Source organism: Sorangium sp. So ce367, assembly GCF_051520455.1.
GTDB lineage: Bacteria > Myxococcota_A > Polyangia > Polyangiales > Polyangiaceae > Sorangium > Sorangium cellulosum_B.
The window spans coordinates 6,015,096-6,041,847 of record NZ_CP150334.1; the positions used below are offsets into that span (position 1 = coordinate 6,015,096).

Consider the following 26,752-nt stretch of genomic DNA (forward strand, 5'->3'; position numbering starts at 1 on the left):
ATCCGAAGCGGGTGACCGTCGCTCTAGAGGGATATTGGGAGGGGCGCGCCTTCGCGACCGACGTAGGCCACGGTCACGAGCTCGCCTTCCCGTGGGTCGTTGACAGGCAGGGTGAAGAATCCACCTCTCCAGAGCGCCTCCTGCGGGTTCATGAAGGTGCTCCGGACGAACTGCTCGTATTGCTCGAAGTCCTGGTGCACCGTCTCGACACGGCACATCGAGCTCCGGCACTCGATCGAGCGGAGCGACGAGGTGTCCGGGAGCGCCGCGCTCAGCTTCTCCCGGGCCGCCTCGCGCGCCTCGGCGCTCCACCGAGCGTCGGTCCCCTGCTGCGTGAACGTGTCCTCCAGGCGCTCGCGCACCGCGGCGAGCGCGGCCGCGCGCCGCTCGACCGTCGGGGCGCTCTCGTTCTCCTCGCCCGGGGGCTCCGGCGCGGGTGCCGCGGGCGCTTCCGCCGGCGGAGCCGCGGGGGCCGGCGCGGCGGCCTCGATCCGCCGCTCAGGGCGGGGCGCGGCGCCGGCGAGGGCCGGGCCGCTCTTCGTCGCCTCGATGGCGCGCGAGAGCGCGCCCATGTCCTCGCGCATGCGCGCCAGCTCCGCCTCGTCCCGCCGCCTGTCGACGGCGAGCGCCGCGACGCCGCCGGCCGCCGCGAGCGCGATAAGAACCTGCCAGATCCTCTTCATGACTCCCTCCGTCGAATGGCGAGCCGGGCCGGAGCCGTGAGAGCGCGCGCAGCGCTCCCACGGCGGCCGCGGACCCTCTCAGTAAACGAGCTGGACCACCTGCGCGCCCGGACCGACCGCGCAGGCGGCGAACGGCGAGGTGTCGGGATAATAAGGGGTGTCCGGCAGCTTGATATTCTCGTACCACCCGGTCGTCGTGAGGTCGACCCCGCCGCCGGACCAGCCGCCCCCCGTGGCCTTGTCGAAGACGAACGTGGCGCAGTTCATCGTGGTGGTCCAAGTCGGCTTCTTCGCGGTCACGGTGACCCTCGCCCAGTTGTTGAAGGGGCCGGGATCCATCACGAGGGGGAGGATGATGACCGAGTTGCCGCAGCGCTGCCCGCCGACGAAGCCGTCGTTGATGAGGCTCCCGTAGCTCTCGTTGAAGCAGCTGGCCTCGGCGGCGTCCCTGGCGCGGCCGATGAATGCGGCGGTGTTCCTGGCCGAGGCGTCCGGCGCCACGCCGACCGTGGCGAGAGCGGAGGCGACGGCGAGCATCGAGAGCTTGACGATGGGCTTCATGGGATTCTCCATTCGGGCGCTTGTTGGTGGACGCGCTGCCGGCGATGCGCCCCATCACCGCGCGTTCGAGGTGTTGTCGTCCATGGCCCGTTGACCGTGGACCGTTGTCTACGGACCGCTGGTCCGCTGACATGTCACCGTTGAGCATCGAGCATGCCAGCCGCGTCCCGCGCGGATCGCCCGGTCGCGGAGCGCGGTTGTCGCGCGCCAGTCGCACTCCCCTGCGCCGGCGTGGCCTGGGCGGCGACAGCGCCGCCGCGCGGGGGGCGACGGCGCCGTGGTATCGTCGCGCCATGGCGAGCGGACCCCCGAAGAGAGCAGCCCAGAGCGGCGGCGATACGCTGACCCACCCGGGCGCCCGCCCGGACGACAGCGCGGGCATGGTCCGCCGGTTCCGCGTCGAGCTCGTGGAGGGCCCGGCCAAGGGTGCTGTCTGGGACTCCTCCGCCGATCGGTGCTCGATCGGGTCGAGCGAGGGCAACGACCTCGTGGTCGTCGACGCCACCGTCTCCCGGTTTCACTGCGAGATCCGCATCGACGACGCCGGGGCGCGCGTCCGCGATCTCCGCAGCCACAACGGCACGGTCGTGGACGGGGTGCACGTGATCGAGGCCTTGCTGCGCACCGGCAGCCTCATCCGGCTCGGGAAGACGGTCGCCCGCTTCGAGTTCGGCACGGAGCACAACCGCCTGCCGCTCTGGGAGGAGGCGCGGTTCGGCACGCTCTCGGGCGCGTCGGCGGCGATGCGGGCGGTGTTCGCGCTCCTCTCGCGGTCCGCCGAGCGCGACGTCACCGTGCTGCTCGAGGGCGAGACCGGCACCGGCAAGAGCCAGGCGGCCCGCTCGATCCACGAGCGGAGCGCGCGGCGGGACAGGCCGTTCGTGGTCGTCGACTGCGGCGCGATCCATGGGAACCTCATCGAGAGCGAGCTCTTCGGCCACGTGAAGGGCGCGTTCACCGGCGCGGGCGAGCAGCGGATCGGCGCCTTCGAGGAGGCGTCGGGCGGGACCATCTTCCTCGACGAGATCGGCGAGCTGCCGCTCGACCTCCAGCCGAAGCTCCTGCGGGCGCTCGAGGCGCGCGAGATCCGCCGCCTCGGGACGAACACGCCGAGGTCGGTCGACGTGCGCGTCATCGCGGCCACGCACCGGGACCTGCGCGCCGAGGTGAACGCGGGCCGCTTCCGCGCCGATCTCTATTTCCGGATCGCGGTCGTGCGGATCCCGATGCCGCCCCTCCGGCAGCGCCCGGAGGACATCCCGGCGCTGCTCGACGATCTCCTCGCCTCGCTCCACGCGACGCCGGACGAGGCGGCGACGCTGCGGGACCCGAGGGTGATCGCCCGCATGACGCGCGCCGCGTGGCCGGGCAACGTGCGCGAGCTCAGGAACTACGTGGAGCAGTACCTCGTGTTCCGCGCGCCGCCGCCCGTGAGCGAGCTCGCGCCGGTGAGCGCGCCGCCGCCGGTCGACGCGAGCGTGCCGTACGCCGAGGCGCGCGACCGGGTCCTCTCGGACTTCGAGCGCCGCTATTTCGAGGCGCTGCTCCGCGCCCACGACGGCAAGGTCTCGCGGGCCGCGGCCGCCGCGGGGCTGGATCGGCGGTACCTGTACCGCCTGCTCCACCGGCACGGGCTGGGGCCGGAGCGCGAGCCGGAGGCGTAGCGCCGCGGCGTCAGAAACTTGGACAGGGGCGGCGGGGTCCGGATACGAGGGACCATGCTCGATCCCACGCCGTGGGCGAACCACTCCTACCGATGGCGGATACGCTCCTGAAGACTCCGTCCCTCACCGTCCGCTCCCCCGCTCTCGTCGCCGACGCGACGGCGGTGATCGAGATCGCGGCGCGCACCTTTGGCAATTACGCGAGCTTCCGCGCCGACTGCGCCGCCTGGTACGTGAACCACAGCCACTATGACTGGGACGCCTCGGTCATCGGGTTCCTCGGTGACGCGATGGTCACCCACTGGGGCGTGTGGGGTTACCGGATGCGGATCGGTCGGGCGGAGGTGCGCTGCGGCGGCATCGGCGCGGTGGCCACCGAGGCGGCCCACCGCGGGAAAGGGCTCATGGCCCGCACGGCTCCGCACAGCCTCGACCGCATGCGCGCCGGCGGCTATCACCTCTCGATCCTGTTCGGGATCGACGACTTCTACCACCGGTTCGGCTATGTGCCGGCCTGGCCCGAGTCGCGGTGGCGCCTGAAGCTCGCCGACCTCCCGGCCACGCTGCCTCGGCTGCGCGGGCTGCGCCGGATCCCCGCGGCGCCCACGCCGGGGCTGGTGCGGCTGCACAACCGGTGGAACGCCGGCCTCACCGGCACGGCGGTGCGGCCGACCTTTCTGCGCTCGTGGAGCGGCATGCGCAAGGACGTCGAGGCCTGGTGCTGGGGCGCGGATCGAGAGCGCCCCGAAGGGCATGTCGTCGTCCAGGCGGGCAGGAGCCGGCTCGTGTGCGCCGAGGCGACCGGCGCGCCGGACGCGGCGCTCTCGGCGCTCGGGGCCCTCTGCCGGCGGAAGGCGCTCCCCGAGATCCGCTTCGACACGCTCCCCTACCGCTCGGCGCTCGCCGCGCGGCTCCGGACGCTGAACAGCCGCCACGAGCAGCGGTATGCGGCCAACGGCGCCGCGATGGTCCGGGTGGTCGACCTCCCGGGATGCCTCGCGGCGATGGCGCCGGAGCTCTCGGCCCGGCTCGCCGCGTCCGAGCTCGCGGGCTACCGCGGCGCGCTCACCCTCGCCAGCCCCGAGGAGACGGCGACGCTCCGCCTCGACCGCGGCCGCGTCGAGGTCGCCCGCGGGCGGAGCGCCGCGGGGACGCGCAGCGCGGTCGGCGGCGGCTGGGAGGTGGCGCGGCTCCTCCTCGGCTCGGACGCGCCGCTGGAGGTGTGCGACGCGGGGAAGCTCCGGCTCACCGGAGACGCCGCCCGGCTCGTCCCGGTGCTCTTCCCGGCGCAGCACCCGCAGCTCACGCTGGCAGATCGGTTCTGAGGCCGCCGGCCCGTTCGTCTTCACCCCACCTGACAAAAGGCCGGTGTACCGACATCGCCTGTCGCAGCAGAGGGGGTTACCACCCGCGCCCGGGCAGGGTCACGACGGCGCGGCGTCGACCTCGATGGGTCGGCTGGCCAGGAGGTCGTCGAGCAAGGTGCGCAGCGCCACCGATTGGCTGGCGGTGCGGGTGTACAGCGCGGTCGCTTGAATCACCGGCAGCTCGACGTCGGGGAGCAGGCGTACCAGCGTTCCTCGTTCCAGGTCACGCAATACGAGGAACTCGGGGACGAAAGCGATGCCCAGCCCGGCCCTCGCGGCGTCCCGCGTGACGATCATGTTGCCGGTGCTCATGCGCCAGGGGACGCGCACGGTCTCCCCGCCGACTTTCCACTGCACGATATCCGGCCGCGTGACGACGGCGGCGTGCTGGGCGAGGTCGGCGGGCCTCCGGGGCATGCCGTGCTGCTCCAGCCAGTTCGGCGAGGCGACGATGACCATGGTGACGTCGGCCAGCTTGTGGCTGATCAGCTCGCTGTCCTCGATCGCCCCCATCCGGATGGCGAGGTCGTAGCCGCCGTTGACCAGGTTGACGCGCCCGTCATGGAGATGCAGGTCGATGCGGACCGCCGGATAACGCCTCATGAACGAGAGCAGGCGGGGCGCGATCGCCGCCTGGCCATAGGCGACGGGCGCGGTGACGCGCAGCAGCCCGGAGGGAGCCGCATGGAGACTCTTGACCTCGGCGGTCGCCTGCTGCGCCTCTTGAACGATGGGCTGGACCTTGTCGAAGAAGCGCCTGCCCGTATCCGTCAGGCTGAGCGCGCGCGTGGAGCGGATCAGCAGCGGCGCGCCGAGCCGCTTCTCCAGCAGCGCGAGGTTGCGGCTGAGGGTCGCCTTGGGCAGCCCGAGCGCCCGGCCGGCCGCGCTGAGCGAGCCTTCCTCGACGATGCGCACGAACATCGACAGACCGGACAGATCATCGGGCTCCCTCAACGTTCCACTCCTCGAACGCGGCCGTTCCAGGGCGCCATCTGGCGCCGTCGCGGGCATCTTCGCATACTCTGGACGTGATCCTAAGCGTGGCGGCGCCGGCGCGGCGTCCCGCCTCGCGGCGATCCGCGCCGATGCGCGGCGCCGCCGTCGGCGATGCCAGTTCCCCCGAGGCCCCGGAGGGCGCAGCGCGCGCCCCTGGCCGCGCCGATCGGGTCGCGCCAGCCGGCCAATCTTCGCCCCGCGAGGCATAACCTATGAATCTCGAACACGCCTCGATCAGAACCGCGGGCATGAAGGCCCCCGGTCGGATCAGCCCCGCCGCAGACGCGCCGTCGCTCGAGAGCCTGGTCTCCACTGCGCGCGAGCTCGTCCCTCGCCTCCGCGAGCGGGCCCAGCAGACGGAGATCGAGCGCCGCGTCTCGGAGGAAACGAACCAGCTCTTCCATCACGCCGGCTTCTTCCGGCTGATGCAGCCGGCTCGCTACGGCGGCTATGAGTACGGCTTCACCGCGCTGCTCGACGTGATCAGCGAGATCGGGCGGGGCTGCACCTCGTCCGCCTGGGCGTGCTCGCTCGGGGCCATCCACCAGTGGCTGCTCGGATTGTTCCCGGCGCAGGCGCAGGACGACGTGTGGAGGGAAAGTCCCCGGGCCATCCTGTGCGGCTCCTACTCGCCCGTCACCTCAGCGCAGGCGGTGGATGGCGGGTACCTGATCCAGGGCAAGTGGCGCTTCGCCTCGAACATCGACAACTCACAATGGGCCATGCTGGGCGTCCAGCTCCCGAAGGAGAGCGACGCCGCCCCCAGCGCCGGCTTCTTGCTCGCGCCCCGCTCCGACTGGTCGATCGAGGACGACTGGTACGTCGCGGCTCAAGCTGGCACCGGGTCCAAGACCGTGGTCATCGACAAGCCGACCTTCGTCCCGGGTCATCGGAAGCTCACCTTCGCGGAGGCCGCGTCCGGTGCGCCTCCCGGGGCCGCGGTGAACCCCAACCGCATCTACAGCATCTCCTTCCTCTCGGCGATCCCCGTCTGCCTCGTGGCCCCGCTCCTGGGTACCGCCCAAGGCGCCATCGACGCCTTCATCGATCTCTGTGAGAACCGCCTCACGCGCGGCGGCATCGGCGGCGCGGGGGCGCTCCTGAGCCAGTTCGCTCATGTCCAGTCGCGTCTGGCCGACGCCGCCGCCGCCGTGGACGCGGCGAGGCTCGTCCTCGACCGCGACATCACCGAGGTGGAGCTGACAGCGGCCCAGGGGAGGTCCGTGAGCGTCGAGAAGCGCATCCGCAACCGGCGAGGCCACGCCTACGCGGCGAAGCTGTCGCACGCCGCCATTCAATCGTTGTTCTCGTGCGTCGGTGGCAGCAGCCTGGCGCTCGGTCAACCCATCCAGCGGATGTGGCGAGACGGCAACGCGATCGCGCAGCACATCACGCTCAACTGGGACGCCGTGTCCACGATGGTAGGCCAGCACATGCTGGGCCTCGAGCCGAAGGGGGCCTACTGAAGTACGTGGCGATACCCGGAGCGGTACCAGACGGCGTTCTGAATCACCTCTTCGTGAGCCGCATGAACCTCTTCATCGGCTTTCCCTCGTTCTCCTCTGTCAGCTTCTCCGTACCGAGCGTGAACGAGGACCCCTCCACGCAGAACGCCCTATCTTTGAACCCCCACTCCTCGCCGTCCTCCTTGGTCACCAAGGTCGTGCCCAAGACTCCCCAGACGCCCGTCTCGGTCCTGGGGTCCTCGCGCACGAACAGATCGCACACGCAGTCCTCGCCTATCATCCCGCATCTCCCCGATTGAAAGAGCGGCTCTTCCGCGAGCGGGACATCTCTCATCTCCTCGTCGAGCTCCGCGCATGTCTTCGAGACGCCATCCGCGTCGACGCACGGCATCCCGATCACCATCTTCATCGGCCCTCTCGGCGTGTAGGTGAGGGCATAGGTAGCGTCCACGTTGAATTCGGCATGTCCGTCGTACTCGACGTCATCGAACGAGATCGAGACGTCGCAGCGCGCGTTGTTCACGGAGAATCCAGATGGTTCCGTGCAGACGCTCTCGATGGTCCACGATCCGGTCGGATCACCACCACACGCCGCGACCTCTCCGCACGCAGCGGCTCCGCCGTCGACAGGGGGGTCGGCCTCCACGCACGCGAACAGAGTCAACAGGGGTACCACAAAGGCAAGCTGGCGTTTACGAGAGATTGGTTTCACGACATCTCCTTCACTGATTCACTGATTCACTGACATCGAGGATGCGGACGCTTGCAGCGCCGAACGGCCACGGCACCGCGGCGCGTCCCCGTGAGCCGCGAGCAACAAGGCCATGGCCTGACAACTCCAGCGCGGACCGCAGGTCCAGTGAGGACCGCGGTTGCTGGAGCAATGGGTTCATGTCAGGCGATCGTCTCTGGCTCTCCCCATCGATTACCCATTGCAAGACCTGGGCCATTGGAGCTTCATGCTTCCATGGGCCATCGCCATCCATCGTAGGCCGTCAGGAGGCGCAGGCGCGCCAGCCGCATCGCCTGCGGCGCGCTCCCGATGTGAATCTCTCACCACAAGGCGGCAGGGAGGTTGTTGCGATCCGGCGACACCGCGGCCCTGGGCGCGCCCGCGGCTCACGCCGCAGGGCGCAGCACGGCCACGATCACCGGCCACGACCGGTCAGTCGATCTCCAGGAGATCACCGGGCGCCGGGATCACGACCTCGCCGTGCCCGCGCGCGCGGAGCATCTTCGCGAGGACCTCCTGCGCCCGCGGCTCGCCGTGGATGAGCGCGATCTTGCCGAGCGGGCCCCGCTCGCGGCAGCGGTCCGCGTAGCGGAGCAGGTCGCCCTGATCGGCGTGCGCGCTGAAGCCGTTCAGGACCACGACCTCGGCCCGACGGTCCCGCTCCACGCCGAAGATCCTCACCCGCGATCGTCCCTCCACGAGCCGCCGGCCGAGCGTGTGCTGCGCCTGATAACCGACGATGAGGATCGTGTTCTTCGGGTCCTCGATCCCGGCCTTCAGGTGGTAGAGGATCCTCCCCGCCTCGCACATGCCGCTGGCCGCGATGACGATCGAGGGCTCGGGCTCGGCGTCGATCGCCTTCGAGCCCGCGACGTCCTCGACGTAGCGAAGATCCTCGAAATCGAAGGGCGATCCTGAGCCGCGGAGGAGCGCGCGCGTCTCGACGTCGAAGCACTCGGGGTGGAGCCGGAAGACGTCGGTGAGCTTCACCGTGAGCGGCGAGTCGACGTAGACCGGCAGCGGCGGGATGCGGCCGTGCCGGCGGAGCTTCTTGAGCGCGAAGATCACCTCCTGCGCGCGCTCGAGCGCGAACGTGGGAATGTAGAGCTTGCCGCCCCGCTCGGAGGTCCGCGGGACGACGCGCGCGAGATCCTCGTCGAGCTCGTCGGTCCCCTCGTGCAGGCGATGGCCGTAGGTGCTCTCGCAGACGAGCACGTCCGCGCGCTCGGCGACCTCGGGATCGCGCAGGATCGGGCGCTCGTAGCGGCCGAGATCGCCCGTGTAGGCGACGCGCCTGTGGGTATCGCCCTCCACGACGTCGAGCAGCGAGACGGCGCTGCCGAGCACGTGGCCCGCGTCGAGGAAGGTGAGCCGCACGCCCGGCGCGATCTCGATCGGGTGGTGGTAGGGCGCGGCGACCAAGCGGGAGATCGCCTCGACAGCGTCGTCGTCTTCGTAGCGCGGCTCGTCGCTCCCCTGCTTCTCGGCGCGGCGGTTGAGGTAGCGCGCGTCGGAGACCTGGATCGCGGCGGCATCGCAGATTTGCGGAGCCGCTGAGCCCGCTGGCCGGGAGGCCGTCTCTCCAAATGGATGGAAAACTGCCAACTCATTGGCAAGGCGTGACGCGCGCCCACCGAGGTTGCTATGCTGCCGCCGGACCCGGCGACGTGGAGCGGCCGTCTGGCCGCGAAGCGCGGACGTTCGATCCCTGGCTGGAGCGCCACCCGAAGGTCTTCGCCGAGCTACTCACAACGGGCTGCGACGAGCGCGTAGCCGCCGACACGCAACACGAGGAACTGAACCATGACCTTCACTCTTCCCGAGCTCCCCTACTCCAAAGACGCGCTGGTCCCCCACATCTCGGCCGAGACGCTCGACTTCCACCACGGCAAGCACCACAACGCCTACGTCACGAAGCTGAACGAGCTCGTGGCGGCGGACCCGGCGCTCGCGGGCAAGAGCCTCGAGGATCTCGTCCGCACGACGTCCGGCGCGGTCTTCAACCAGGCAGCTCAGGTGTGGAATCACACGTTCTACTGGCACAGCATGAAGCCGCAGGGCGGCGGTGAGCCTGCCGCCGCGCTCCGTGCGGCGATCGACGAGGGGTTCGGAAGCGTGTCGTCGTTCAAGGAGAAGTTCACCGCCGCGGCCATCGGTCAGTTCGGCTCGGGCTGGGCCTGGCTGGTGAAGAATGGCTCAGGCAAGCTCGAGATCGTGCAGACGGGCAACGCCGGGTGCCCGCTCACGGAGGGCAAGACGCCGCTGCTCACGTGCGACGTGTGGGAGCACGCGTATTACATCGACTACCGCAATGCCCGGGCGAAGTACGTCGAGGCATGGTGGAACCTGGTGAACTGGGACCACGCCGCCTCGAAGCTGTGACCGGCGCGCTCCCGCGAGAGCGGCGTCGAGGCCGCTCTGCATCCAGGCATGAGAGCGACCAGCCTGAGCTGATGCAGAGCGGGGCCGCGCGGGCGTCGGCCTCGTCAGGCTGAGATCACTCGCCCGTCTGCGTGCGTGGGCCTGGCGCCTGGAGCGCCGCACTCTCCTCCAAAGACGATGATTCCAGCGGCGGTGGGACGGCCATGAACCGCCGGAGAGCGAGCGCCGAGCTTGACGACTCCGCTCGATCCACCAAGCTCGGCCCGAGCCATGAGCCACGCCCGCCCCACCAGCGCCGAGATGGATGAGCTTGCCCGCGCAGCGCAGCGCGATGGGTTCTGCCTGATAAAGAACCTCATTCCGAAGAGCCTGCTGCGCTCGTGGCGTGAGGCCTTCGCGCCGCTCCTAGACGCCCACATCGCGCGTGAGGGGCACCTCAAGAACCGGGGGCCGGGTCGTTATTACGTGACGCTCCCGTTCAAGGCCCCCTTCGCGGAGCCGCGCATCTACGAGGACGAGACGATCCTTGGCGTGGTGGAGCGCCTCGTCGGGGCCGACATGACCATGGTCCAGCTCGCGACCGACACCCCGCTCCTCGGGTCCGATTACCAGGACGTCCACCGCGACACGCCGCCGCTCTTCCCCGAGACCGGGAGAGAGACACCCGCGTTCCAGCTCGCCGTCAACTTCCCCCTGGTCGACGTCACCGCCGAGAACGGCCCGATCGAGATCGCCCGCGGCACGCACATGCTCTCCAAGGCCGAGGGGATGCGGCGCCTCGAGCAGGGCGAGGTCGCGCTCGAGCCGATCGCCATGGAGCTCGGCGACGTCATGGTCCGCGACGTTCGCGGCCTCCACCGCGGGACCCCGAACCGCTCGCGCGAGCCGCGGCCGATGGTCGTCATCGGCTACAGCCGCCGCTGGCTCTTCCGCCCGGAGGTCTCGATCCGGGTGCCCCGCGAGAGCCTTACCCACCTGTCGGAGCGGGCGAAGCGCATGCTCCGCTTCAATCCCATCGTCGAATCGCTCGACGCGCCCGAGGAGACCGAGGAGACCGAGGTCTACCAGGCCTTCGCCTACTGACGCGCGACGCCGCTCGCCGAGGCGCGGCAGCTCCTCACGCCGCCCCGAACCTCTCGTCCAGCTTGCTGAGCTGGCTGGTGAAGCCTTCCTTCTGCATCTCGGTGAACTCGGGGCTATGCATGGTGTCGAGCAGCACCACCATCTTCACGCGGTCGCCGAGCTCCGTGAGCTCGACCTCGATGTCGGCCTCGTAGGGCGGTACGCCGGGCAAGAAGTCGATCACATTGCGGAGCACGAGCCGTGTCATGGGCGTGAGCTCGGCGAAGGTGGACGTGACGGCGTGCGAGGGTGGCTGGCCGATCTCCGCCATGGCGCGGACCATCTCGGGCGTCGCCGCGATCATCTCGTAGCGCAGGGTGCCGCCCGGCCTCGCGTCGAGCTCCGCCACGGCGGCCCGAAAGTTTCGCGGCCCCCACCAGGACTCGAAGCCCTCTCGCGTGGTCCAGAGGTCCCAGACCTCCTGCAACGTGGCGCGATAGGTGCGCTCGACTCTGACCTTGGATCGGGCCTGGACTTTGACTGCGCTGTTCATGGTCGCTTCCTCGTGGTTGGGCCGCCTTGAACGGCCGGGTTGTTCTGAACTTCCGCGCGCTTCTTCTCGAGCGCGGCACCGAAACGATCGAGGCGCTCCTCCCAGAGCTGCCGGTAGCGGCCGAGCCAGTCGTCGAGCTCGCGGAAAGGCTCGGGACGAAGGGAGTAGAGGCGCCGCTGCCCATCGGGTCGCATCGAGACGAAACCTGACTCCGAGAGGATGCGCAGGTGCCGCGACACGCCCGACTGGTGGATGCCGGCCTTCTCCACGACCTCGGCCACCTGTTGCTCGCCAGAAAGGAGAGCCTCGACGATGCGGCGGCGCGTGGGATCGGCCAGGGCCTGGAAGACATCCAGTTGCATTAATATGTATATACACCACGGTGCATACGTTGGTCAAGCGCCACGGCTCGCGGAGCTGCACGGCGGGCCGGACCTTGGCGGCCCGCGTGGAGCGCGGCTGAGCACGGCGCAGCTCCGCGGCGGCTCACGTGTGTGTCAGGCGCGAGGGCTCGCGCAGGGCGCCCCGCTCAGGGCACGGGGCCTCCCTCGGCCCGCGCTTCGCGCGGCGCCCGCAGCATGCGCTTCAGGCGCGCCCGCGCGGTCCGCTCGGCGCGGCGCCGCAGGGGCTTCTGCTCGTCGACGGGCACCGCTCCGTGGCGCGCCGCCGGCACGATCGGCAGCCCCAGGACATCCGTGAGCGGGGCGGCGGGCGCTTCGAGCTCCGGCGCCGCCAGCGCAGCGCCGAGCGCGGCGCGGACGCGCGCGGGGTCGAGCGTCAGGCACCACGCGACGATGTTCCAGGCGAGCGCGGCATGCCGCGCTTCGTCCGCCGCGATGCGCGCGAGCGCCCGCGCGACGGCCGGATCGATCGCGTGGCGCTGCGCTCGCCGCGCGAGCGCAGCGGCGAAGGTCTCACCGATGCAGCCGTCCGTGAAGCTCAGGTACGCGACGGCGGCGGCGTCGCCCGAGAGCGCGGTGGCCGGCAACGGCAGCTTGCCCGGCCCGAGCGGTAGCCCCGCGTACGTGCTCGCGAGACCGAACGAGAGGCACGCGTGTTCGAGCTCGTCCTGCGCCGCCTGCTGGCAAGCCGCGAGCAAGTCTGCGGGTGCTCCGAGCGCCAGGAGCTCCAGCGCGAGCGCGGCGAACGTCGCGATCGAGGCGTGCTCGGCGAGCGCGGCCTCGACCCACAGGGCGGCGAGCTCTCCCCGCTCCCGGGGCGAAAGGTGAGCGACCAGCGCGGGGTCGCTGACGTCCGCCCAGCCGCTCGCTTCCCGCGCCGCGGCCGTGATGGGGCCCTGTTCGTCTCGCAGCGGCCGGCCGAACGAGTTGAAGACCCTGCCGCTGTAGATCGGAACCTTGAGGGTCAAGACCCACGACACTTCGACGCCGTGGGCCGGGAGCCCGTGATCGGAGCCGCTCATCGGGATCGTCACGCGCAGACCCGTCCCCAGCACCGCGGCCGAGGCGAAGACGCCCGTGTGCAGAGCGAACGTCGACGTGTGGAGATCGCTGCGGGTCAGACCCGCGAAGCCGAGCTCTCCACCGACGACGTTCCCGAGCTGAAACCCGAACGCCAGGCGCGCATAGTCGCCGGCATAGGTCTGCGCCTGGAAGAAACCACCGTAACCGATCGAGCCCGGATCGCCCTTCGGGAACACCATGCCGCTGATCTCCGTGCCGACCCCCACCGGGCATTCGCCGCTGCCGACCGACAGCAAGAAGCCGGGGTTGAACGACCCCTCGGACGACGCCAGCGCCTGCGCCGGCACCAGGAACGCGACCGCACCGACGGCCTCGATCGCGACGAGCTTGAGCCTGCGTCTCATGTGCGTTGAACCTCCAGATCGCCGTTCGCTCGCCTCGTCAGTACGCGTTCGCCTCGTCAGTATTGCCACGCCACGGTGCCAGAACACGCTGTGTTATTGACGCATCCCGCATGAATCACGTAGACGCCAGGTGTCGCGGCCGCGATCGACAGAGATCCATAGCGGCAGAGAGAGCCCTCGTCGTTGCTGCCCACGTCGACCCCGTCACGCTTGATCCGGATCCACGTACTGCCGGACGCGACCGCCCCGCCCGCGAGCCCACAGGTGCCGACGGACAGGATCTGACCTGCCGATAGCGTGACAGCCAAGGTCTCGGTGTTGGTGTGCGCGTTGTCCGTGCTGGCGCGACTGAACCAGAAAGTACCCTTGCTGCTACTCGCCGGGGCGTCCCGCTCACAGATGAAGGAAGCTGGCCGGTCACAAGGCCGCGCGCCCCAGGTGCCAGCGCCGTCCCGCATATCGACCGCGCAGTGGCCGAACGTGCTCGGCTGCGCCGGCGCCCAGTTCGTGTACGTCGAGCTCCCGTTCGCCCACGTCCACGCGCCCGGCGTGGCCTCATCGCTGTAGCCAATCCACCACGGGCTCCGCTGGGCGTAGATCTCGAACCTGTTGAGAAATTGCTCCTCGACAGGGTCATTGACAGTAACCAGGTGATAACCCCCCCCACCCGCAAGGTCGTAGTTTGCGCAGAACGCTTGCGCCGCGTGCCAGGTCGCCAGGCTACGCACGAACACGTAGTCATGGCCGCCTTGGGCGACCTGCGGCGCCACGACGACCGGCAACACAGGGTGCACCACATCCGCGTCGTCCTCGACACATGCGCTGAGCAGCGCCGGCAACAGCAGGACTGCGATCATCCGAAAGCTACATACAGACTCGCTGCAGGCATTCACGTGCGGCATAAACACTCTCCTCGTCCAGGGATGCAGTGCCGGGCAGAGTCCGGCGCATCATGGCGACCCTCAGCCTGGCGATCGGTGACCATCCTACATTTCGGGGCGCATGGGAGAAGCACTCGAGCGCCACGAGAAGCGGCTCCAGCGGCGGTCCGCCCGCCCGGAACCTCCTAAACCGTTGAATTGACAGCACTTTCATGTGACGATCGGCCAGAGAGAGAAAAAAATTCGCCGGCGTGTCGATCCGGCCCCGGCTCGTTCGTCGCCACTTCGGACGAACGGTCGTCAGAAGGGTCGCAGGCGACGCCTGCGCCGGAAGGAGTTGCGCGCATGTCGAGGCTTCGGGTAAACGCGTTTTCGATCTCGATCGACGGTCATGGCGCCGGTCCCGGCCAGGATCTGGCCAATCCGATGGGCGTCGGAGGGATGGCGCTGCACAAGTGGGTCCTCGGCACGAAGACGTTCCAGAGGATGTCCGCCGACTACGCTGGCTCGCTGATCGGCGACACGGTCGGCCGGACAGGCGTCGACGACGACTTCGCCGCGCGCGGCTTCGAGAACCTCGGCGCCTGGATCATGGGCCGCAACATGTTCGGGCCGCAGCGGGGCCCCTGGCCCGACGACGGTTGGCAGGGATGGTGGGGCAAGAACCCGCCCTACCACGTGCCCGTCTTCGTGCTCACGCACCACGCTCGTGAGTCCTTCACCATGGAGGGCGGAACGACCTTCCACTTCGTGACCGAGGGTATCCACGCCGCGCTGGAGCGCGCGAAGGAGGCGGCCCAGGGCAAGGATATCCGGCTCGGCGGCGGCGTCGCCACCGTTCGGCAGTACCTCACCGCGGGGCTCATCGACGAGCTCCACCTCGTGATCTCCCCCGTGCTCCTCGGCCGGGGCGAGCACCTCCTCGCCGGCATCGATACGGTGAGCCTCGGCTACCGATGCACGGAGCACGCCTCCTCGGAGCACGCCACCCACGTCGTCCTGACGAAGTAGCTTGAGTCCAGGGAGGAGAGCGCCGTGAAAGTCATCGTGTTCGTCAAGGCAACGAAGGAGTCCGAGGCGGGGATGATGCCCGACGAGAAGGTCATCGCCGCGCAGGTGGGCGGAGATGCGGCGCCGCCGCACAGGAGGGCAGCGCGCGACCTGCGGAGGCGCGCGCCGGCCCGCCGCGCGGCGCGCATTCGCGTTGACGCCATATCCGTGGGACGCTATCGCACCGCCCCATGAATGGAACCATGTCAAAGGCATTGACAGCGATCCTGCTCCTCTCGTGCGCGGCGCCGCTCGGCTGCGGCGCGTTCATCCCGTCGCTCGCCCCCGAGGAGAAGGCTCAGCTCGACGAGTTCGCGAAGAGGTACAACGACACGGCCGCCGCGTCGAAGAAGAGCCTCGACACGAACGAGGCGTATTTCAACGCGATCGTCGTGGCCGCGAGCTGTGCGGACAAGACCAAGCTGGCGCTGGCCGACCAGTGGATGGCCGAGACCGTGGATGGGAAGATGTCCGTGGAGCAGGCGCGTGAGAAATGCGCCGAGATGCTGACGGCGCTCCGCAAGAAGGACTCGGGAGAGCAGGGCTGCGGCTTTGCCTCGCTCCGCGTGCAAGGCGGACAGCAGCGCCCCGGCATGGACTGGACCACCACCGTGAGCGGCGCCCTGAACTTCGATACGGTCGAGCGGGTGAACCTCCGCGCCCAGGACGACGGCTCGCGCGAGCTCACGGCGTGCGACAAGGTGCCGGAGAAGGGCACGACGCCTGCTCCCATCTGGAAGCCGGAGCTCGTCAAGGAGGCCGAAAGGATGTGCGGGGAGGGCGCGATCATCCTCTACACGGGCACGGACTGGAAGACGAACGAGGCATCGTCGACCGACGGGGACCACTACCTGATACGCTACCTCGACGCGGAGTGCTGGTACCCGAAGGGGACGATCGGCAAGGACTACAAGGTGCCGGCGGAGTGTGAATCTGGCGACACGCCGCCCGAGCCCAACAAATCGTGCATCACGCCGGCCGGGAAGCTCGTCTTGAAGTGAAGTCGCCCTGGCGGGCTCGGGTGGTGTCCGAGGCCGGCTGTCCCGGCCCAGGGAGCTAGCCCTCGTCGATCCCCGCGCGCGCCGCGGGCGTGATCACGAGGCCGCCCCGGGAATGCCCCGTCGTCCACTCGTCGAGGCGCAGGAGCGCGCCGCCCGCGAACCGCTGCTGGCCCGGCGCGCCCTCGACTTTCGCGGGCGCGGCGTGCAGCACCAGCACGACCTGGACCGCGGGGCTCGGCCCCGGCCTCGCCGCGATCGTCGTCTCCAGCGCGCGCACGACGTCGACAAGCCGGGCCCGGGCGGCGCGGCTGCCCTCCGGATCGACCGGGAGCGCCGTCGCCCCGACCAGCACCCCGCCACCGTCGACGATCGTGACGAGCCCCGCGTCCGCCGCGGCGCGCCGGACCGTCGCGAGGACCTCCTCGGCGTCGTCGAACGCCGCCTCGTCGATCTCGCCCTCCCCCTCGATCTGCACGCTGGCGTGCAGCGCCGCCGCCGGGCGGACGCGCGCCTCGTCCCTCGCCGCGGGCGGCGCCGCGCGGAGATCCGCGAGCAGCTCGGCGACGCTCGGGTAGCGCGCGTCCGGCGACTTCTCGAGGCAGCGCGCGATCGCGGCGTCGAAGGCCGGCGGCACCGCCACGAGATCGCCCGCCCGCGGCGGCGGCGCGAAGAGCTGGAGCTCCTCGAGCTCGACGAGGTTGTCGGCGTGGAACGCCGGCTGCCCCGTGAGCAGCTCGTACAGGAGGAGGCCGAGCGCATACACGTCGGTCCGCGCGTCGACCGGGCGGCCGGCGATCTGCTCGGGGGCCATGCTGCCCGGCGTCCCGAGCACGCTGCTCTGCGTGAAGATCGGCCCGCGGCCGAGCCGCTCGGGCTCGAGGAGCTTGGCGATCCCGAAGTCGACGAGGCGCGTCGTGAACCAGCCGCCCCGCGGGATCGCCATGATGTTCTGCGCCTTGACGTCGCGGTGGACGATCCCGAGCGCGTGCGCGGCGGAGAGCGCCGCGCCGACCTCCTCGATCACGGCGAGCGCCTCCGCGGCGGAGAGCGCGCCGCGGGCGCGGAGCTCCTGCCGGAGCGTCCGGCCCTCGATCCACTCCATGGCGATGTACGGCCGGCCGTCGGGCAGGTCCCCGGCGCCGAGGATCTCGACGATGTGCGGGTGGGCGAGGCGCCGGAGGGCCGCGGCTTCTTGCTGGAATCTCTGGAGGATCCGAGTACTTGCAGCCAGCCGGCGCCGGAGGACCTTGAGCGCCGCCGCGCGGCCCGTCCCGAGCTGCGTGGCCAGGTAGACCACGGCGAAGCCGCCGTGGCTGCGCGCCTCCTCGACCAGGAAGTCGCCGGCGAGGGTGCCGGGGGCGAGGTCGTCGGAGGCGCTCGGGTCCCCGTCGGCGAGGGTGCCGGAGCCACCGGCGAGGCGGGTCGTCGCGGTCATGCAGCGATGGAGTTCGCCGCAGATGAAGGCGGGGCGCAAGCCTCCTCGCGCGGCGCCCGGAGAGCGGCTCACCGTCTGGCAGGCGGCGGCGGCGCGGGTGCCGTGCGCTGGCGCTGCGGCTCGGGCGGCCGGGGCACGGTCGAGCCCGGCTGCTGCGGGAGACCGCGCCGGGCGATCTCGCTCTTGATCTGCGCGAGCGCGGCGTCGCTGAACGTCACGACGGAGTCCTTCCCTCGCAGGAACACGGTGAGGGGGTGGGACCAGGTCCTGGGACCGCCCTGGCAGCGCTGGTACGCCCCGTTCGTCGAGGCGCAGCTCGCGCTCGCGTGCAGCGGTATCGAGAAGGGCCCGAGGGGCAGCGTCGCGCTGCTCGGGACGAGCGCCGACGTCGTGCTGGTCGTGGAGCCGGCGCGGCCCCCCACGGTCGTCTCGGGCGCAGGCTCGCACGTGCCCACGTAACGGGCGATGCACCCCGGGTTCGGGCTGCGGTTCGCCCTCGGCAGCACGCCGAGCGAGTTGGTCCCGCAGACGCGCGTCTGCAAGTAGATGTCCGGCGGGACGCTGGCCGCGAGCTGGATGGCCGGCTTCGAGCCGCTGCAGGCGAAGGCGTTCTTGTAGACGACCGTATCTTCCTTCAGCGCCGGCCTGTCGACGACGGTGCGCCCTGAATCGGACTTTAGCTTCACCTCCGCAGACAGCTCCAGCTCGCCCGGAAGAAAGATGTTCCCGAAGAAGGCGCCCTCCTGCCACGTGAAGCGCCCCGCCGCCTCTTCGCCGCCGAGCGTGAGCGACGGATCGCCGCGCAGCGAGATGTCGAGGGAGACCCCCTCAGCGTTGTTCCTGGCGAGCAGGCAGGCAGAGACGACTTCCTGGCACGCCTCGCTGGGCGCCTGCGTGGCCCAGTCGCGGCAGAGCCCGACGCTGCCCGACCACGAGTCGGGGTCGGCGACGATGCTCGCATCGGCGTCCTTCTGAGCCCTGGCAAGGTCGCCGGCAAGGTCGCCCGGGCGAGCCATCGATCTACGAGCCGCCCTGTCTTGCGCTGCCTTGGCGCTCAGGTCTTCCTTCGTCGGTGTCCAGTTGACCGGCGGCTGATCGCTGCCAAGCGCGCACTGCACCAGGGCCGCCATCACCTCGCGGGCGCGCGGATCGAGCAGCGCCTGATGGAGAGGCCCCTTCGCGAACGAAGCGTCGTTGAGCGGCGAGGTCGTGAGCGCCATCAGGCTCGCCTGGTTCGCCGTGAGCATGTTGGCGCCCAGCACCTGGCGCTGGACGCGGTTGGCGATCACCATGAGCGGCGCCGGGATCGCGCTGGAGGCGCTGGCCGCGAGCGCGAGGCCCGCCGTCAGCGAGAGGGTGGAGAGTCCGAGACAGGCGGTTCGTCGATTCATCATCGCCCCTTTCTGGAGCGCGAGCCCAAAGCACGTCTCGCGCCACGCTGGTCGTACCCGGAAAGATGCGTGTTCCTCCCCGCGGGCGGGCGCGCTGTGGCGCGCGCCGCGACAGCAGGCGGAGACTTGTCGCCTGGGCGACGACAGACGGCCTGCGGAGGCCTCTCACGGGAGCTCGTGCGCGTCGAGCTGCGCCGACAGCCGCGAGAGCCGCCCCTTCCAGAACCGCGAGCCCCAGGTCTTCTGCGCCGCCTCCCCGAGAAAGCGGCGGGCGTCCTCGCGCCTCCCGCCCTCCAGCGCGGCGGCCGCGGCGAAGCAGAGGACCTCGATGTGCTCGCTGAGGAGCGCGGCCTCGCGTACCTCGGCGACGAGCGCCTCCCACGCCTCTGCCGGCGCGCCCGCGCCCTCGCAGACCTGCGCGCAGAGGCGGACCAGCACCCGCGTGACCGGCGGCGCGGCGTCGAGATCGCAGCGGGTCCGCACCCAGTCGAGGTGGCGCCTCGCCTCGCCGAGCTCGCCGCGCGCGCAGTGGATCCGCGCCACGAGCAGCGCGTAGTCCGGCGCCGCGCTCGCCTCGAAGAACCGCTGCTGCAGCTCCCAGGCGCGGAGCGCGAGGGGCAGCGCCTCGTCGAGCTCGCCGCCCCAGTAGAGCAGCTCCGCGAGGTTGTGGGCCGGGCCGCGCTCGAGGTACGCGTTGCCGAGCTCGCGGGCCAGCGCGACGGCGGTCCGCAGGTCGCTCACGGCGCCCTCCGGGTCCTCGCGCATGAGCCGGATCGTCAGCCGGTTCTGGTAGGCGCCGCCCAGGTGCAGGCGGTCGCCGACGCGCTCGCAGCGAGCGATGACCTCGTCGAACCGGACCTCGGCCTCATCGAGGCGGCCGGCGTAGACGAGCGCCGGCGCGATCAGCAGCTGGGCGATCACGCAGCTCTCGTGGTCGCCGAGCGCCTCGGCGCGCTGTGCAGCGGGCGCGAGGCGCGCGATGGCGTCATCGAGCTCCTGCCGGCGGAAGTGCCCGCGCCCCACGGCCACCTCGCAGCGCACCTCCATCCCGGCATCCCCGAGCCGCTCCACGAGCGGCCGCGCCTGGTCCACGAGCGCCTCGGAGCCGGCGAAGTCGTCGCACCAGTCGAGGATGGTCGCCTCCTCGAGCAGCAGATCGGCGACCATCGGGTCGTCCGCGGCCGCCTCCGCGAGCGCCCGCGCGGCGCGGAGGTCGCCGGTCGCGTCGTCGAAGCGCTGGATGCGGTAGCGGACCTTCCCCCGGCCGGCCAGCACGGCGGCCCGGCTCACCGCGCGCTCGGGCGCTGCCCCGGCCTCCGCGGGCGCCGCCTCGGCCCGCGCGGTCGTCGCCTCGGCCTCGGCGAGCGCCGCGGTGTAGTGCCGCTCCGCGTCCACATAGAGGTGGCGCCGGCGGGCGTCCTCGGCGAGCTCGAAGCACGCCGCCGCTGCCTCGGCGTGCGCGCCGGCCGCCGCCGCGTGCCGCGCGATCTGCGCGAGCCGGGCGCGCCGCTCCGCGGGCGCCGTGAGCAGGCGGCGGAGGGCGATCGCGTGCAGCCGCCGCCGCAGGGCCGCGGGCACCTCCGCCTCGATCGCCTCGCGGAGGAGCGGGTGCGCGAACGCGAGCCGCTCGCCGTCCGCGGCGCGCAGCAGGCCGCGGCGCGCGAGCCGCGACAGGCCGACGCCCGGATCGAGGTCCCGGCAAGCGGCGACAGCGCCCCCGGCCGCCGCCGCGTCGACGAGGCCTCCGAGCTCGTCGATCGCGAGCGCGTCGCCCGCGACCGCGCACACCTGCGCGAGCTCCGCGAGCGGCGGCGGAAGGCCCGCGAGCGTGCGCCGCGCGAGGCGGCTCATGATCGGCGCGGCCTCGCCGCGCGCGATTGCGTCGCCGGCGAGGTACCACCCCGGGCCGCCGCGGACCTTCCGGATGGCGCCCGCCTGCCGGAGCGCGGACGCGAGCTCGACAAGGAAGAGCGGGACCCCCTGCGCCGCCTCGAGCAGGCCCGCGACGACCGGCTCCGGCACGAACTCGACCGGGCGCAGCCGGTCGAGGAGCACCGCGCGTGCGGCGCCCGGGTCGAGCGGCGGGAGACGCCGCTGGACGGAGCGCGCCGCCCGCTCGCCGTGGAGCGGGCGCATCGTGGACAGCGCCGGGGTCGCCGCCACGAGGACGGCGAGCGGGGCGCGCGCGCCCGAGAGGGTCGCGATCTCGAGGGCGTCGAGGCCGGCCTGATCGCCCTGCTGCGCGTCGTCGACGATCAGGGCGAGCGGGCGCTCCCGCGCGAGCCGCTGGAGCGCCTCGCCGGCGGCCCGGGCCAGCGTCTGGCGGAGCGCGCCCGGCGCGGCGAGCACCGCGGCGACGGCGGGCTCGGCCTCGGGCAGGGCGTCGAGCGCGAAGGCGACCGCCGGCCACGACGCGAGGCCGAGCTCGGGGCCGAGCCGCGCGACGCACGCCGCGCGGATCGCCTCGGCGCGCGCGCCGCCGCCGAGGGAGAGGGCGGCGCGGAGCAGCGCGCGGACGAGCCCTGCCGGCTCCGCGACGGCGGGCGGCCTCGCCGCGACGGCGATCGCCTGCGCGCCAGGCTCGGACGAGAGCGCCGCGGCGACCGCTTCCCAGAGGCGCGTCTTGCCGTGGCCGACGTCGCCGATCAGCGTGAGCAGGAGCGGCGCGCTGTCGCGCCACGCGGCGCGCGCGTCCGCGGCGATCTCGGCGACGAGCTCGTCTCGCCCGCGGAGCGGAAGCTCGGCGGCCGGGGGTGCCGGCGGGGCGACGCCTGCGCTCGCGCTGTCGTCGCTGCCTGCTTCGGCGCGTTCGTCGAGCGGGGCGGCCTCCGGGAGGAGGGCGGCGGCCTCGGGGGTGATCGCGACCGGATCCGGCGCGCCGGGGGGCCAGAAGCTCCTGGGCTGCGAGAGCGCGGGCCCCGCGAAGACCATCCCGGCGGCGCCCTCGCGCACCTGGAGCTCGGCGACGTGCACCACCGCCGACGTCGCCTGGTCCAGCGCGGCGGCGAGCCGGCGGGCCGCCTGGAGGGCGGCGCGGGCGCCCGGGCGCGGTGCCCCGGGAAAAGCGATGACGTAGAGCCCGTCTTGCACCCGGGCGAGCCGCCCGCCGAAGGAGGCGGCGACGCCGACGACCTGGTCCACCGGCGCGCCGCTGCGGACGGCGAGGAGCGCCACGGGGCCCCGCCGCGGCGGGGCGGGCCTGCCGGGAGCGGCGCGGCGGGGGGGGTGACCGGGCCTCTGGGGCGGTTGGCCGGCCTCCTGGGGCGGCAGCGGGGCCATGACGCCCTCGAGCGCTGCCCTGAGCGCCTCGGAGAAGGCGCGGGCCGACCCGAAGCGCTCCTCGCGCGCCTTGGCCAGGGCGCGCAGCAGGACGTCGTCGGCGCCCCGGGGGAGAGGCGCGATCTCCGACGGCCGCGGTGGGCGCCGGGAGACGTGCGCGTGAACGACGGCCGACGCATCTCCCACGAACGGCGGCCGCCCGGTGAGCAGCTCGAACGCGAGGACCCCGAGCGAGTAGAGGTCCGCGCGCGCGTCGATGTCGCGCGCGTCGAGGCACTGCTCCGGGGCCATGTACACCACGCTGCCGAGCCGGAGCCCCGTGTGCGTGGGCTCGCGCCCCTCCTCCATCGCGCCGTTCCCCTCCCCCAGCCGCGCGAGCCCGAAGTCGAGGAGCGCGACCTCCGGCGCCGGCCCCTGCTTCCGCCGCACCATCACGTTCTCCGGCTTCAGATCCCGGTGCACGACGCCGGCCGCGTGGCCCCTGTCCACGGCGGCGCCGAGCGCGTCCAGGAGCCGCGCGGCCTCGACCGGCGCCGCGGCGCCCGCCCCGGGGAGCGCCTCCATCCATCGCGCCAGCGTCTCTCCCTCGAGGAGCTCGAGGACCAGATACGGAAAGCCTCCGTCGCTCTCGCCCTCGCCGAGCAGCCGCGGCACCGCCGGCGGACCGACCCTGCGGAGCGCCGCCGCCTCGCGCGAGAACCGCGGATCGCCTCGGTGGCGCGCGATCTTGAGCGCCACCGCGAGGCCGTCCTCGCGCCGCGAGGCCGCGAACACGCGGGCGAAGCCGCCCTCGTCGAGGAGGCGAAGCCCATCGAACCCTCGGATCCGGGGCGCGACCTCCCCCGCCCCGGCCTCTTCCTTCGCGGCGCTCGGGGCCGCGCCGCCGTGCAGCGGACAACCCGTGACGACACCGATCCTGCGGTGACAGAGGGTGCAGCGCATCTGCGGGGGTTGGCTCCGGGGCGATGCTACTGCGCGCGTCGAGCCACCGGAAGCCTGGATGCCTTCCATCGGCCTGACGAGGTCGCCATCCCGGGGTTTCGTTCGGTAGAGCTCATCCTGGTCCGCGTTATAGTGGCGCCCTTCGACGAGGGGGCGTGACGATCCGTCGACGCGAACGAGCTGCCGACGCCCTGATGGAGGTGAACGGATGCGGACCTATGTGCTTGCTCTCCAGGAGGTCGATCGAACGAAGGCCAGCGTGGTCGGGGGGAAGGGCGCGAACCTGGGGGAGCTCTCCAGGATCGAGGGCATCCGCGTGCCCGCTGGCTTCTGCGTCACGACCGAGGCCTTCCAGCGGATCATGGGAGAAGCGCCGTCGATCGGCGGGTTGCTCGATCGGCTGTCGTCGCTCGCGGCGGAGGACCGGGACGGGATCCGGGAGCCCAGCGCCGAGCTGCGCCGGATCATCGAAGGGACGGCCATCCCCGAGGACGTACGAGAGGCGCTCACCCAGGCTCTTTCCACGCTTGGCGCGGGCGACGCCTACGCCGTACGGTCCAGCGCGACGGCGGAGGATCTGCCGGGGGCTTCCTTCGCGGGCCAGCAGGATACGTACCTGAACGTCCTCGGGACGCAGGCGATCCTGCAGCACGTCCGCCGGTGCTGGGCGTCGCTCTTCACCGAGCGGGCGGTGACCTACCGGATCCAGCACGGCTTCGATCACCGCAAGGTCCACATGGCCGTGGTGGTGCAGAAGATGGTCTTCCCGCAGGCCGCCGGGATCGTCTTCACGGCCGATCCCGTCACGTCGAACCGGAAGGTGTCGTCGATCGAGGCTGGCTTCGGCCTGGGGGAGGCCCTTGTCGCCGGCCTGGCGAGCGCCGATCGCTACAAGGTGCGGAACGGCCAGGTCATCGAGAAGGTGATCGCCAGAAAGACGCTGGCCACGCGTGCCCTGGAGGAGGGCGGCACCGAAGAGCGGGCGATCGAGCCCGATCTGCAGGACGGGCAGGTGCTGACCGACGCGCAGATCCTGCGGCTCGAGCGCCTGGGCCGGCAGATCGAAGGGCATTTCGGCCACCCCCAGGACATCGAGTGGTGCCTTGTCGAGGAGGAGCTCCACGTCGTCCAGAGCCGGCCGATCACGACCCTGTACCCAATCCCCGAAGCCGGTGATCGAGGCAACCACGTCTACATCTCCGTCGGCCATCAACAGATGATGACCGACGCGATGAGGCCCCTGGGGCTGTCCTTGTTCCAGCTGACCTCGGGTGGCCGCATGCTGGCGGCGGGCGGCAGGTTGTTCGTCGATCCCACGAAGCAGCTGGCCTCACCGGCCAGCCGGGACGCCCTCCTGGAACTCCTCGGGCGCTCCCATCCGCTCCTCAGGGACGCCCTCTTGACGATCCTCGAGCGAGGAGACTTCATCGAACCGTTGCCCGACGATCCGGCGGCCCCGCGCCCCGGCCAGGGCAAGCAGGCGCCGGGGCGCTTCGACGCACAGGTCGAGGACGACCCGGCGATCGTCGCCGAGCTGATCGAGCGCACCCAGGCCGGGCTCGCGGAGCTGAAGCGCGACATCCGGACAAGGACCGGAACGGCGCTGTTCGACTTCATCCGGGAGGACATCCAGGCGCTGAGCAAGTCCATGTTCGGTCCGCGGAGCATGGGCGCGATCATGGCGGGCATGAACGCTTCCTCGTGGATCAACGAGAAGATGCTGGCGTGGCTCGGCGAGAAGAGCGTCGCGGATACGCTCTCCCAGTCCGTGTCGAACAACATCACGTCGGAGATGGGCCTGGCGTTGCTGGACGTCGCCGACGTGATCCGTCCTTATCCGGACGTGGTCGCTTATCTGCAGAACGTGAAGCACGATGGCTTCCTGGAGGAGCTGGCCGCGCTCGATGGTGGCAAGGAAGCCCGGGACGCCATCCAAGCTTACCTCGACAGATACGGGATGCGATGCGTGGGGGAGATCGACATCACGAGGGCCCGCTGGAGCGAGGAGCCGGCGACCCTGGTCCCCTTGATCCTGAGCAACATCAAGAACTTCGAACCTCGCGCCGGCGAGCGGAGGTTCGAGCAGGGGCGTCAGGAGGCCTTGCGGCGGGCGCGAGCGCTGCTCGACCGGTTGAGGCAGCTGCCGGACGGGGAGCAGAAGGCCAGCGAGGCCCAGCGGATGATCGACCGGCTCCGGAGCTTCATCGGCTATCGCGAGTATCCGAAGTACGGCCTCGTCAATCGCTACTTCATTTACAAGCAGGCCTTGCTGCGAGAAGCCGAGCGGCTCGTGCAGGCCGGCGTGATCCACGACGCCAAGGACATCTACTACCTCACGTTCGACGAGCTCCGCGAGGTCGTGCGCACGCATCAGGTGGACGACCGGATCGTCAGCCAGCGGAGGGCGGAACACGAGCTCCACAAGAAGCTGTCGCCGCCGCTCGTCATCACGTCCGATGGGGAGATCGTGGCAGGTGCGCACAAACGAGCCGATCTCCCCGCCGGAGCCCTCGTCGGCCTGGCGGTCTCCTCCGGCGTCGTCGAGGGGCGAGCCCGCGTCCTCCTGGACATGGCCGACGCGGCGCTGGAGGCGGGGGACATCCTGGTCACCACCTTCACCGATCCCAGCTGGACGCCCCTGTTCGTGTCCATCAAGGGTCTTGTGACCGAGGTGGGGGGCCTGATGACCCATGGCGCGGTGATCGCCAGGGAATACGGCTTGCCGGCGGTCGTCGGCGTGGACAACGCGACAAGGCGGATCCGGGATGGGCAACGCATCCGCGTGCATGGAACGGACGGGTATGTCGAGATCCTGACCTGAGATCCGCGGCGCTCGCGCTCCTCGACGGGGCCGCGCTGGGCACCGCTTCGTGGTGCCGCGGTTCGGGGCCGTCGGGCTCGGGATCGCGGCGCCGACCGTGCGAAACGTCCATTTTTACAACGACGCGGCAGCGGCACGGCACGATACCTTCCAGGGGTCGCCGGTATCGGCGATCCTGGACCTCGGCCTCGAGCTGCCGTGACCGGGCCGCGTCGATTCTCTCAAAACGCGTCCGCCGCGCGTCCACTCACCCCAGCGCATGTCCCTGCTCGCCGCCGCGCGCGAAGGCCTACCCACCGAAGCCACGTCCGCCGTACGGCCCGGAGCGCCGCTGCATCTCACGAGGCCGGCCGCCGCTGCGCACCCATCGGATCATCGAGGATCGCCGCGCGGCGGTTTTTGATTGACGCCGGCAATGTGAACGTTCACATTGGCTTTCTGGATATTCTTCCGCTTAACCCTGGATAGACCGTCATGCGCATCGAGCCCTTCTTCTTCATGCGCGTTGACCCTGACGGTCGGCTCTCGCTCCAGATGAGCAGCATGCAGGGGAGCGTTGCAACGGTTCCAAGGCGGAACGCCTGGCAACCACCTGTCTGCCGACTTCGTCATCGTCGGCCTGAAGCAGGCGCTTGACGCTGGCGTGACGTAACCAGA

Annotated in this window: 23 protein-coding genes; 10 read left to right on the forward strand and 13 right to left on the reverse strand. The window is 71.2% G+C overall.

Annotation, left to right across the window (positions count from 1 at the left end):
* Positions 1-23: 23 nt before the first annotated feature.
* Together WME97_RS22885 and WME97_RS22890 are read right to left on the reverse strand one after the other, a co-directional pair.
* On the reverse strand, positions 24-683 hold the full coding sequence (locus tag WME97_RS22885; protein WP_437554868.1) for a hypothetical protein: 660 nt from the start codon (positions 681-683) through the stop codon (positions 24-26).
* A 78-nt stretch (positions 684-761) separates the two neighbouring features.
* Complete coding sequence (locus WME97_RS22890; RefSeq protein ID WP_437554869.1) at positions 762-1,244, reverse strand: hypothetical protein; 483 nt, start codon at positions 1,242-1,244, stop codon at positions 762-764.
* A 293-nt stretch (positions 1,245-1,537) separates the two neighbouring features.
* Between WME97_RS22890 and WME97_RS22895 the strand changes: the two genes are divergently transcribed.
* Positions 1,538-2,908, forward strand: a complete 1,371-nt coding sequence (locus WME97_RS22895; RefSeq protein WP_437554870.1) for a sigma 54-interacting transcriptional regulator — start codon at positions 1,538-1,540, stop codon at positions 2,906-2,908.
* A 92-nt stretch (positions 2,909-3,000) separates the two neighbouring features.
* Positions 3,001-4,233 carry a GNAT family N-acetyltransferase gene (locus WME97_RS22900; RefSeq protein WP_437554871.1) on the forward strand — a complete coding sequence of 411 codons (1,233 nt, stop codon included), beginning with the start codon at positions 3,001-3,003 and terminating at the stop codon, positions 4,231-4,233.
* Between the two features lie 99 nt (positions 4,234-4,332).
* Here WME97_RS22900 and WME97_RS22905 read toward each other — a convergent pair whose 3' ends face one another.
* Positions 4,333-5,229 (reverse strand): LysR family transcriptional regulator, encoded by an 897-nt coding sequence (locus WME97_RS22905; RefSeq protein ID WP_437554872.1) that lies wholly within the window; start codon positions 5,227-5,229, stop codon positions 4,333-4,335.
* Positions 5,230-5,483: 254 nt separating this feature from the next.
* Here WME97_RS22905 and WME97_RS22910 point away from each other — a divergent pair, with 254 nt between their 5' ends.
* Positions 5,484-6,737: an acyl-CoA dehydrogenase family protein gene (locus WME97_RS22910; RefSeq protein ID WP_437554873.1), complete on the forward strand. Its 1,254-nt coding sequence runs from the start codon at positions 5,484-5,486 to the stop codon at positions 6,735-6,737.
* A 43-nt stretch (positions 6,738-6,780) separates the two neighbouring features.
* On the opposite strand, the gene WME97_RS22915 is transcribed toward WME97_RS22910, so the two are convergent.
* Complete coding sequence (locus tag WME97_RS22915; RefSeq protein WP_437554874.1) at positions 6,781-7,449, reverse strand: hypothetical protein; 669 nt, start codon at positions 7,447-7,449, stop codon at positions 6,781-6,783.
* A gap of 453 nt (positions 7,450-7,902) precedes the next feature.
* Positions 7,903-9,075 carry an MBL fold metallo-hydrolase RNA specificity domain-containing protein gene (locus WME97_RS22920; RefSeq protein ID WP_437554875.1) on the reverse strand — a complete coding sequence of 391 codons (1,173 nt, stop codon included), beginning with the start codon at positions 9,073-9,075 and terminating at the stop codon, positions 7,903-7,905.
* A 198-nt stretch (positions 9,076-9,273) separates the two neighbouring features.
* On the opposite strand from WME97_RS22920, the gene WME97_RS22925 reads away from it, so the two are divergent.
* The gene (locus tag WME97_RS22925; protein WP_437554876.1) at positions 9,274-9,852 is read left to right on the forward strand and encodes a superoxide dismutase; all 579 of its coding nucleotides are present in this window, start codon (positions 9,274-9,276) and stop codon (positions 9,850-9,852) included.
* 270 nt (positions 9,853-10,122) lie between these two features.
* Positions 10,123-10,935: a phytanoyl-CoA dioxygenase family protein gene (locus tag WME97_RS22930; protein ID WP_437554877.1), complete on the forward strand. Its 813-nt coding sequence runs from the start codon at positions 10,123-10,125 to the stop codon at positions 10,933-10,935.
* A 34-nt stretch (positions 10,936-10,969) separates the two neighbouring features.
* Here WME97_RS22930 and WME97_RS22935 read toward each other — a convergent pair whose 3' ends face one another.
* From WME97_RS22935 to WME97_RS22950, 4 genes are all read right to left on the reverse strand, one after another.
* The gene (locus WME97_RS22935; RefSeq protein WP_437554878.1) at positions 10,970-11,467 is read right to left on the reverse strand and encodes an SRPBCC family protein; all 498 of its coding nucleotides are present in this window, start codon (positions 11,465-11,467) and stop codon (positions 10,970-10,972) included.
* Entirely contained in the window at positions 11,464-11,829 is a 366-nt protein-coding gene (locus WME97_RS22940; protein ID WP_437554879.1) for an ArsR/SmtB family transcription factor, read from the reverse strand. Before WME97_RS22940 ends, WME97_RS22935 begins: the two co-directional genes overlap by 4 nt.
* Before the next feature lie 167 nt (positions 11,830-11,996).
* Positions 11,997-13,295, reverse strand: coding sequence for a hypothetical protein (locus tag WME97_RS22945; protein WP_437554880.1), 1,299 nt, complete (start codon positions 13,293-13,295; stop codon positions 11,997-11,999).
* 56 nt (positions 13,296-13,351) lie between these two features.
* Positions 13,352-14,152 carry a C-type lectin domain-containing protein gene (locus WME97_RS22950; protein WP_437554881.1) on the reverse strand — a complete coding sequence of 267 codons (801 nt, stop codon included), beginning with the start codon at positions 14,150-14,152 and terminating at the stop codon, positions 13,352-13,354.
* 369 nt (positions 14,153-14,521) lie between these two features.
* Here WME97_RS22950 and WME97_RS22955 point away from each other — a divergent pair, with 369 nt between their 5' ends.
* From WME97_RS22955 to WME97_RS22965, 3 genes are read left to right on the forward strand one after another with little or no spacing between them, the layout of a single operon-like run.
* Positions 14,522-15,187, forward strand: a complete 666-nt coding sequence (locus tag WME97_RS22955; RefSeq protein ID WP_437554882.1) for a dihydrofolate reductase family protein — start codon at positions 14,522-14,524, stop codon at positions 15,185-15,187.
* A 24-nt stretch (positions 15,188-15,211) separates the two neighbouring features.
* Entirely contained in the window at positions 15,212-15,421 is a 210-nt protein-coding gene (locus WME97_RS22960) for a hypothetical protein (RefSeq protein ID WP_437554883.1), read from the forward strand.
* A gap of 8 nt (positions 15,422-15,429) precedes the next feature.
* Positions 15,430-16,227 (forward strand): hypothetical protein, encoded by a 798-nt coding sequence (locus tag WME97_RS22965; RefSeq protein ID WP_437554884.1) that lies wholly within the window; start codon positions 15,430-15,432, stop codon positions 16,225-16,227.
* A 55-nt stretch (positions 16,228-16,282) separates the two neighbouring features.
* Here WME97_RS22965 and WME97_RS22970 read toward each other — a convergent pair whose 3' ends face one another.
* The 3 genes from WME97_RS22970 to WME97_RS22980 all read right to left on the reverse strand — a co-directional run bounded on the left by WME97_RS22970 (position 16,283) and on the right by WME97_RS22980 (position 23,274).
* Positions 16,283-17,662, reverse strand: a complete 1,380-nt coding sequence (locus WME97_RS22970) for a serine/threonine-protein kinase (protein ID WP_437554885.1) — start codon at positions 17,660-17,662, stop codon at positions 16,283-16,285.
* Positions 17,663-17,730: 68 nt separating this feature from the next.
* A complete protein-coding gene (locus WME97_RS22975; RefSeq protein ID WP_437554886.1) occupies positions 17,731-19,056 on the reverse strand; it encodes a hypothetical protein in 1,326 nt (441 codons plus the stop codon).
* Positions 19,057-19,218: 162 nt separating this feature from the next.
* On the reverse strand, positions 19,219-23,274 hold the full coding sequence (locus WME97_RS22980) for a serine/threonine-protein kinase (RefSeq protein WP_437554887.1): 4,056 nt from the start codon (positions 23,272-23,274) through the stop codon (positions 19,219-19,221).
* A 208-nt stretch (positions 23,275-23,482) separates the two neighbouring features.
* Between WME97_RS22980 and rph the strand changes: the two genes are divergently transcribed.
* Together rph and WME97_RS22990 are read left to right on the forward strand one after the other, a co-directional pair.
* Positions 23,483-26,095 carry a rifamycin-inactivating phosphotransferase gene (gene rph, locus WME97_RS22985; protein ID WP_437554888.1) on the forward strand — a complete coding sequence of 871 codons (2,613 nt, stop codon included), beginning with the start codon at positions 23,483-23,485 and terminating at the stop codon, positions 26,093-26,095.
* Between the two features lie 49 nt (positions 26,096-26,144).
* Positions 26,145-26,297, forward strand: a complete 153-nt coding sequence (locus tag WME97_RS22990) for a hypothetical protein (RefSeq protein ID WP_437554889.1) — start codon at positions 26,145-26,147, stop codon at positions 26,295-26,297.
* A gap of 170 nt (positions 26,298-26,467) precedes the next feature.
* Here the strand turns inward: WME97_RS22990 and WME97_RS22995 are convergent, their stop codons facing one another.
* The gene (locus WME97_RS22995) at positions 26,468-26,707 is read right to left on the reverse strand and encodes a hypothetical protein (protein ID WP_437554890.1); all 240 of its coding nucleotides are present in this window, start codon (positions 26,705-26,707) and stop codon (positions 26,468-26,470) included.
* Positions 26,708-26,752 lie beyond the last annotated feature (45 nt).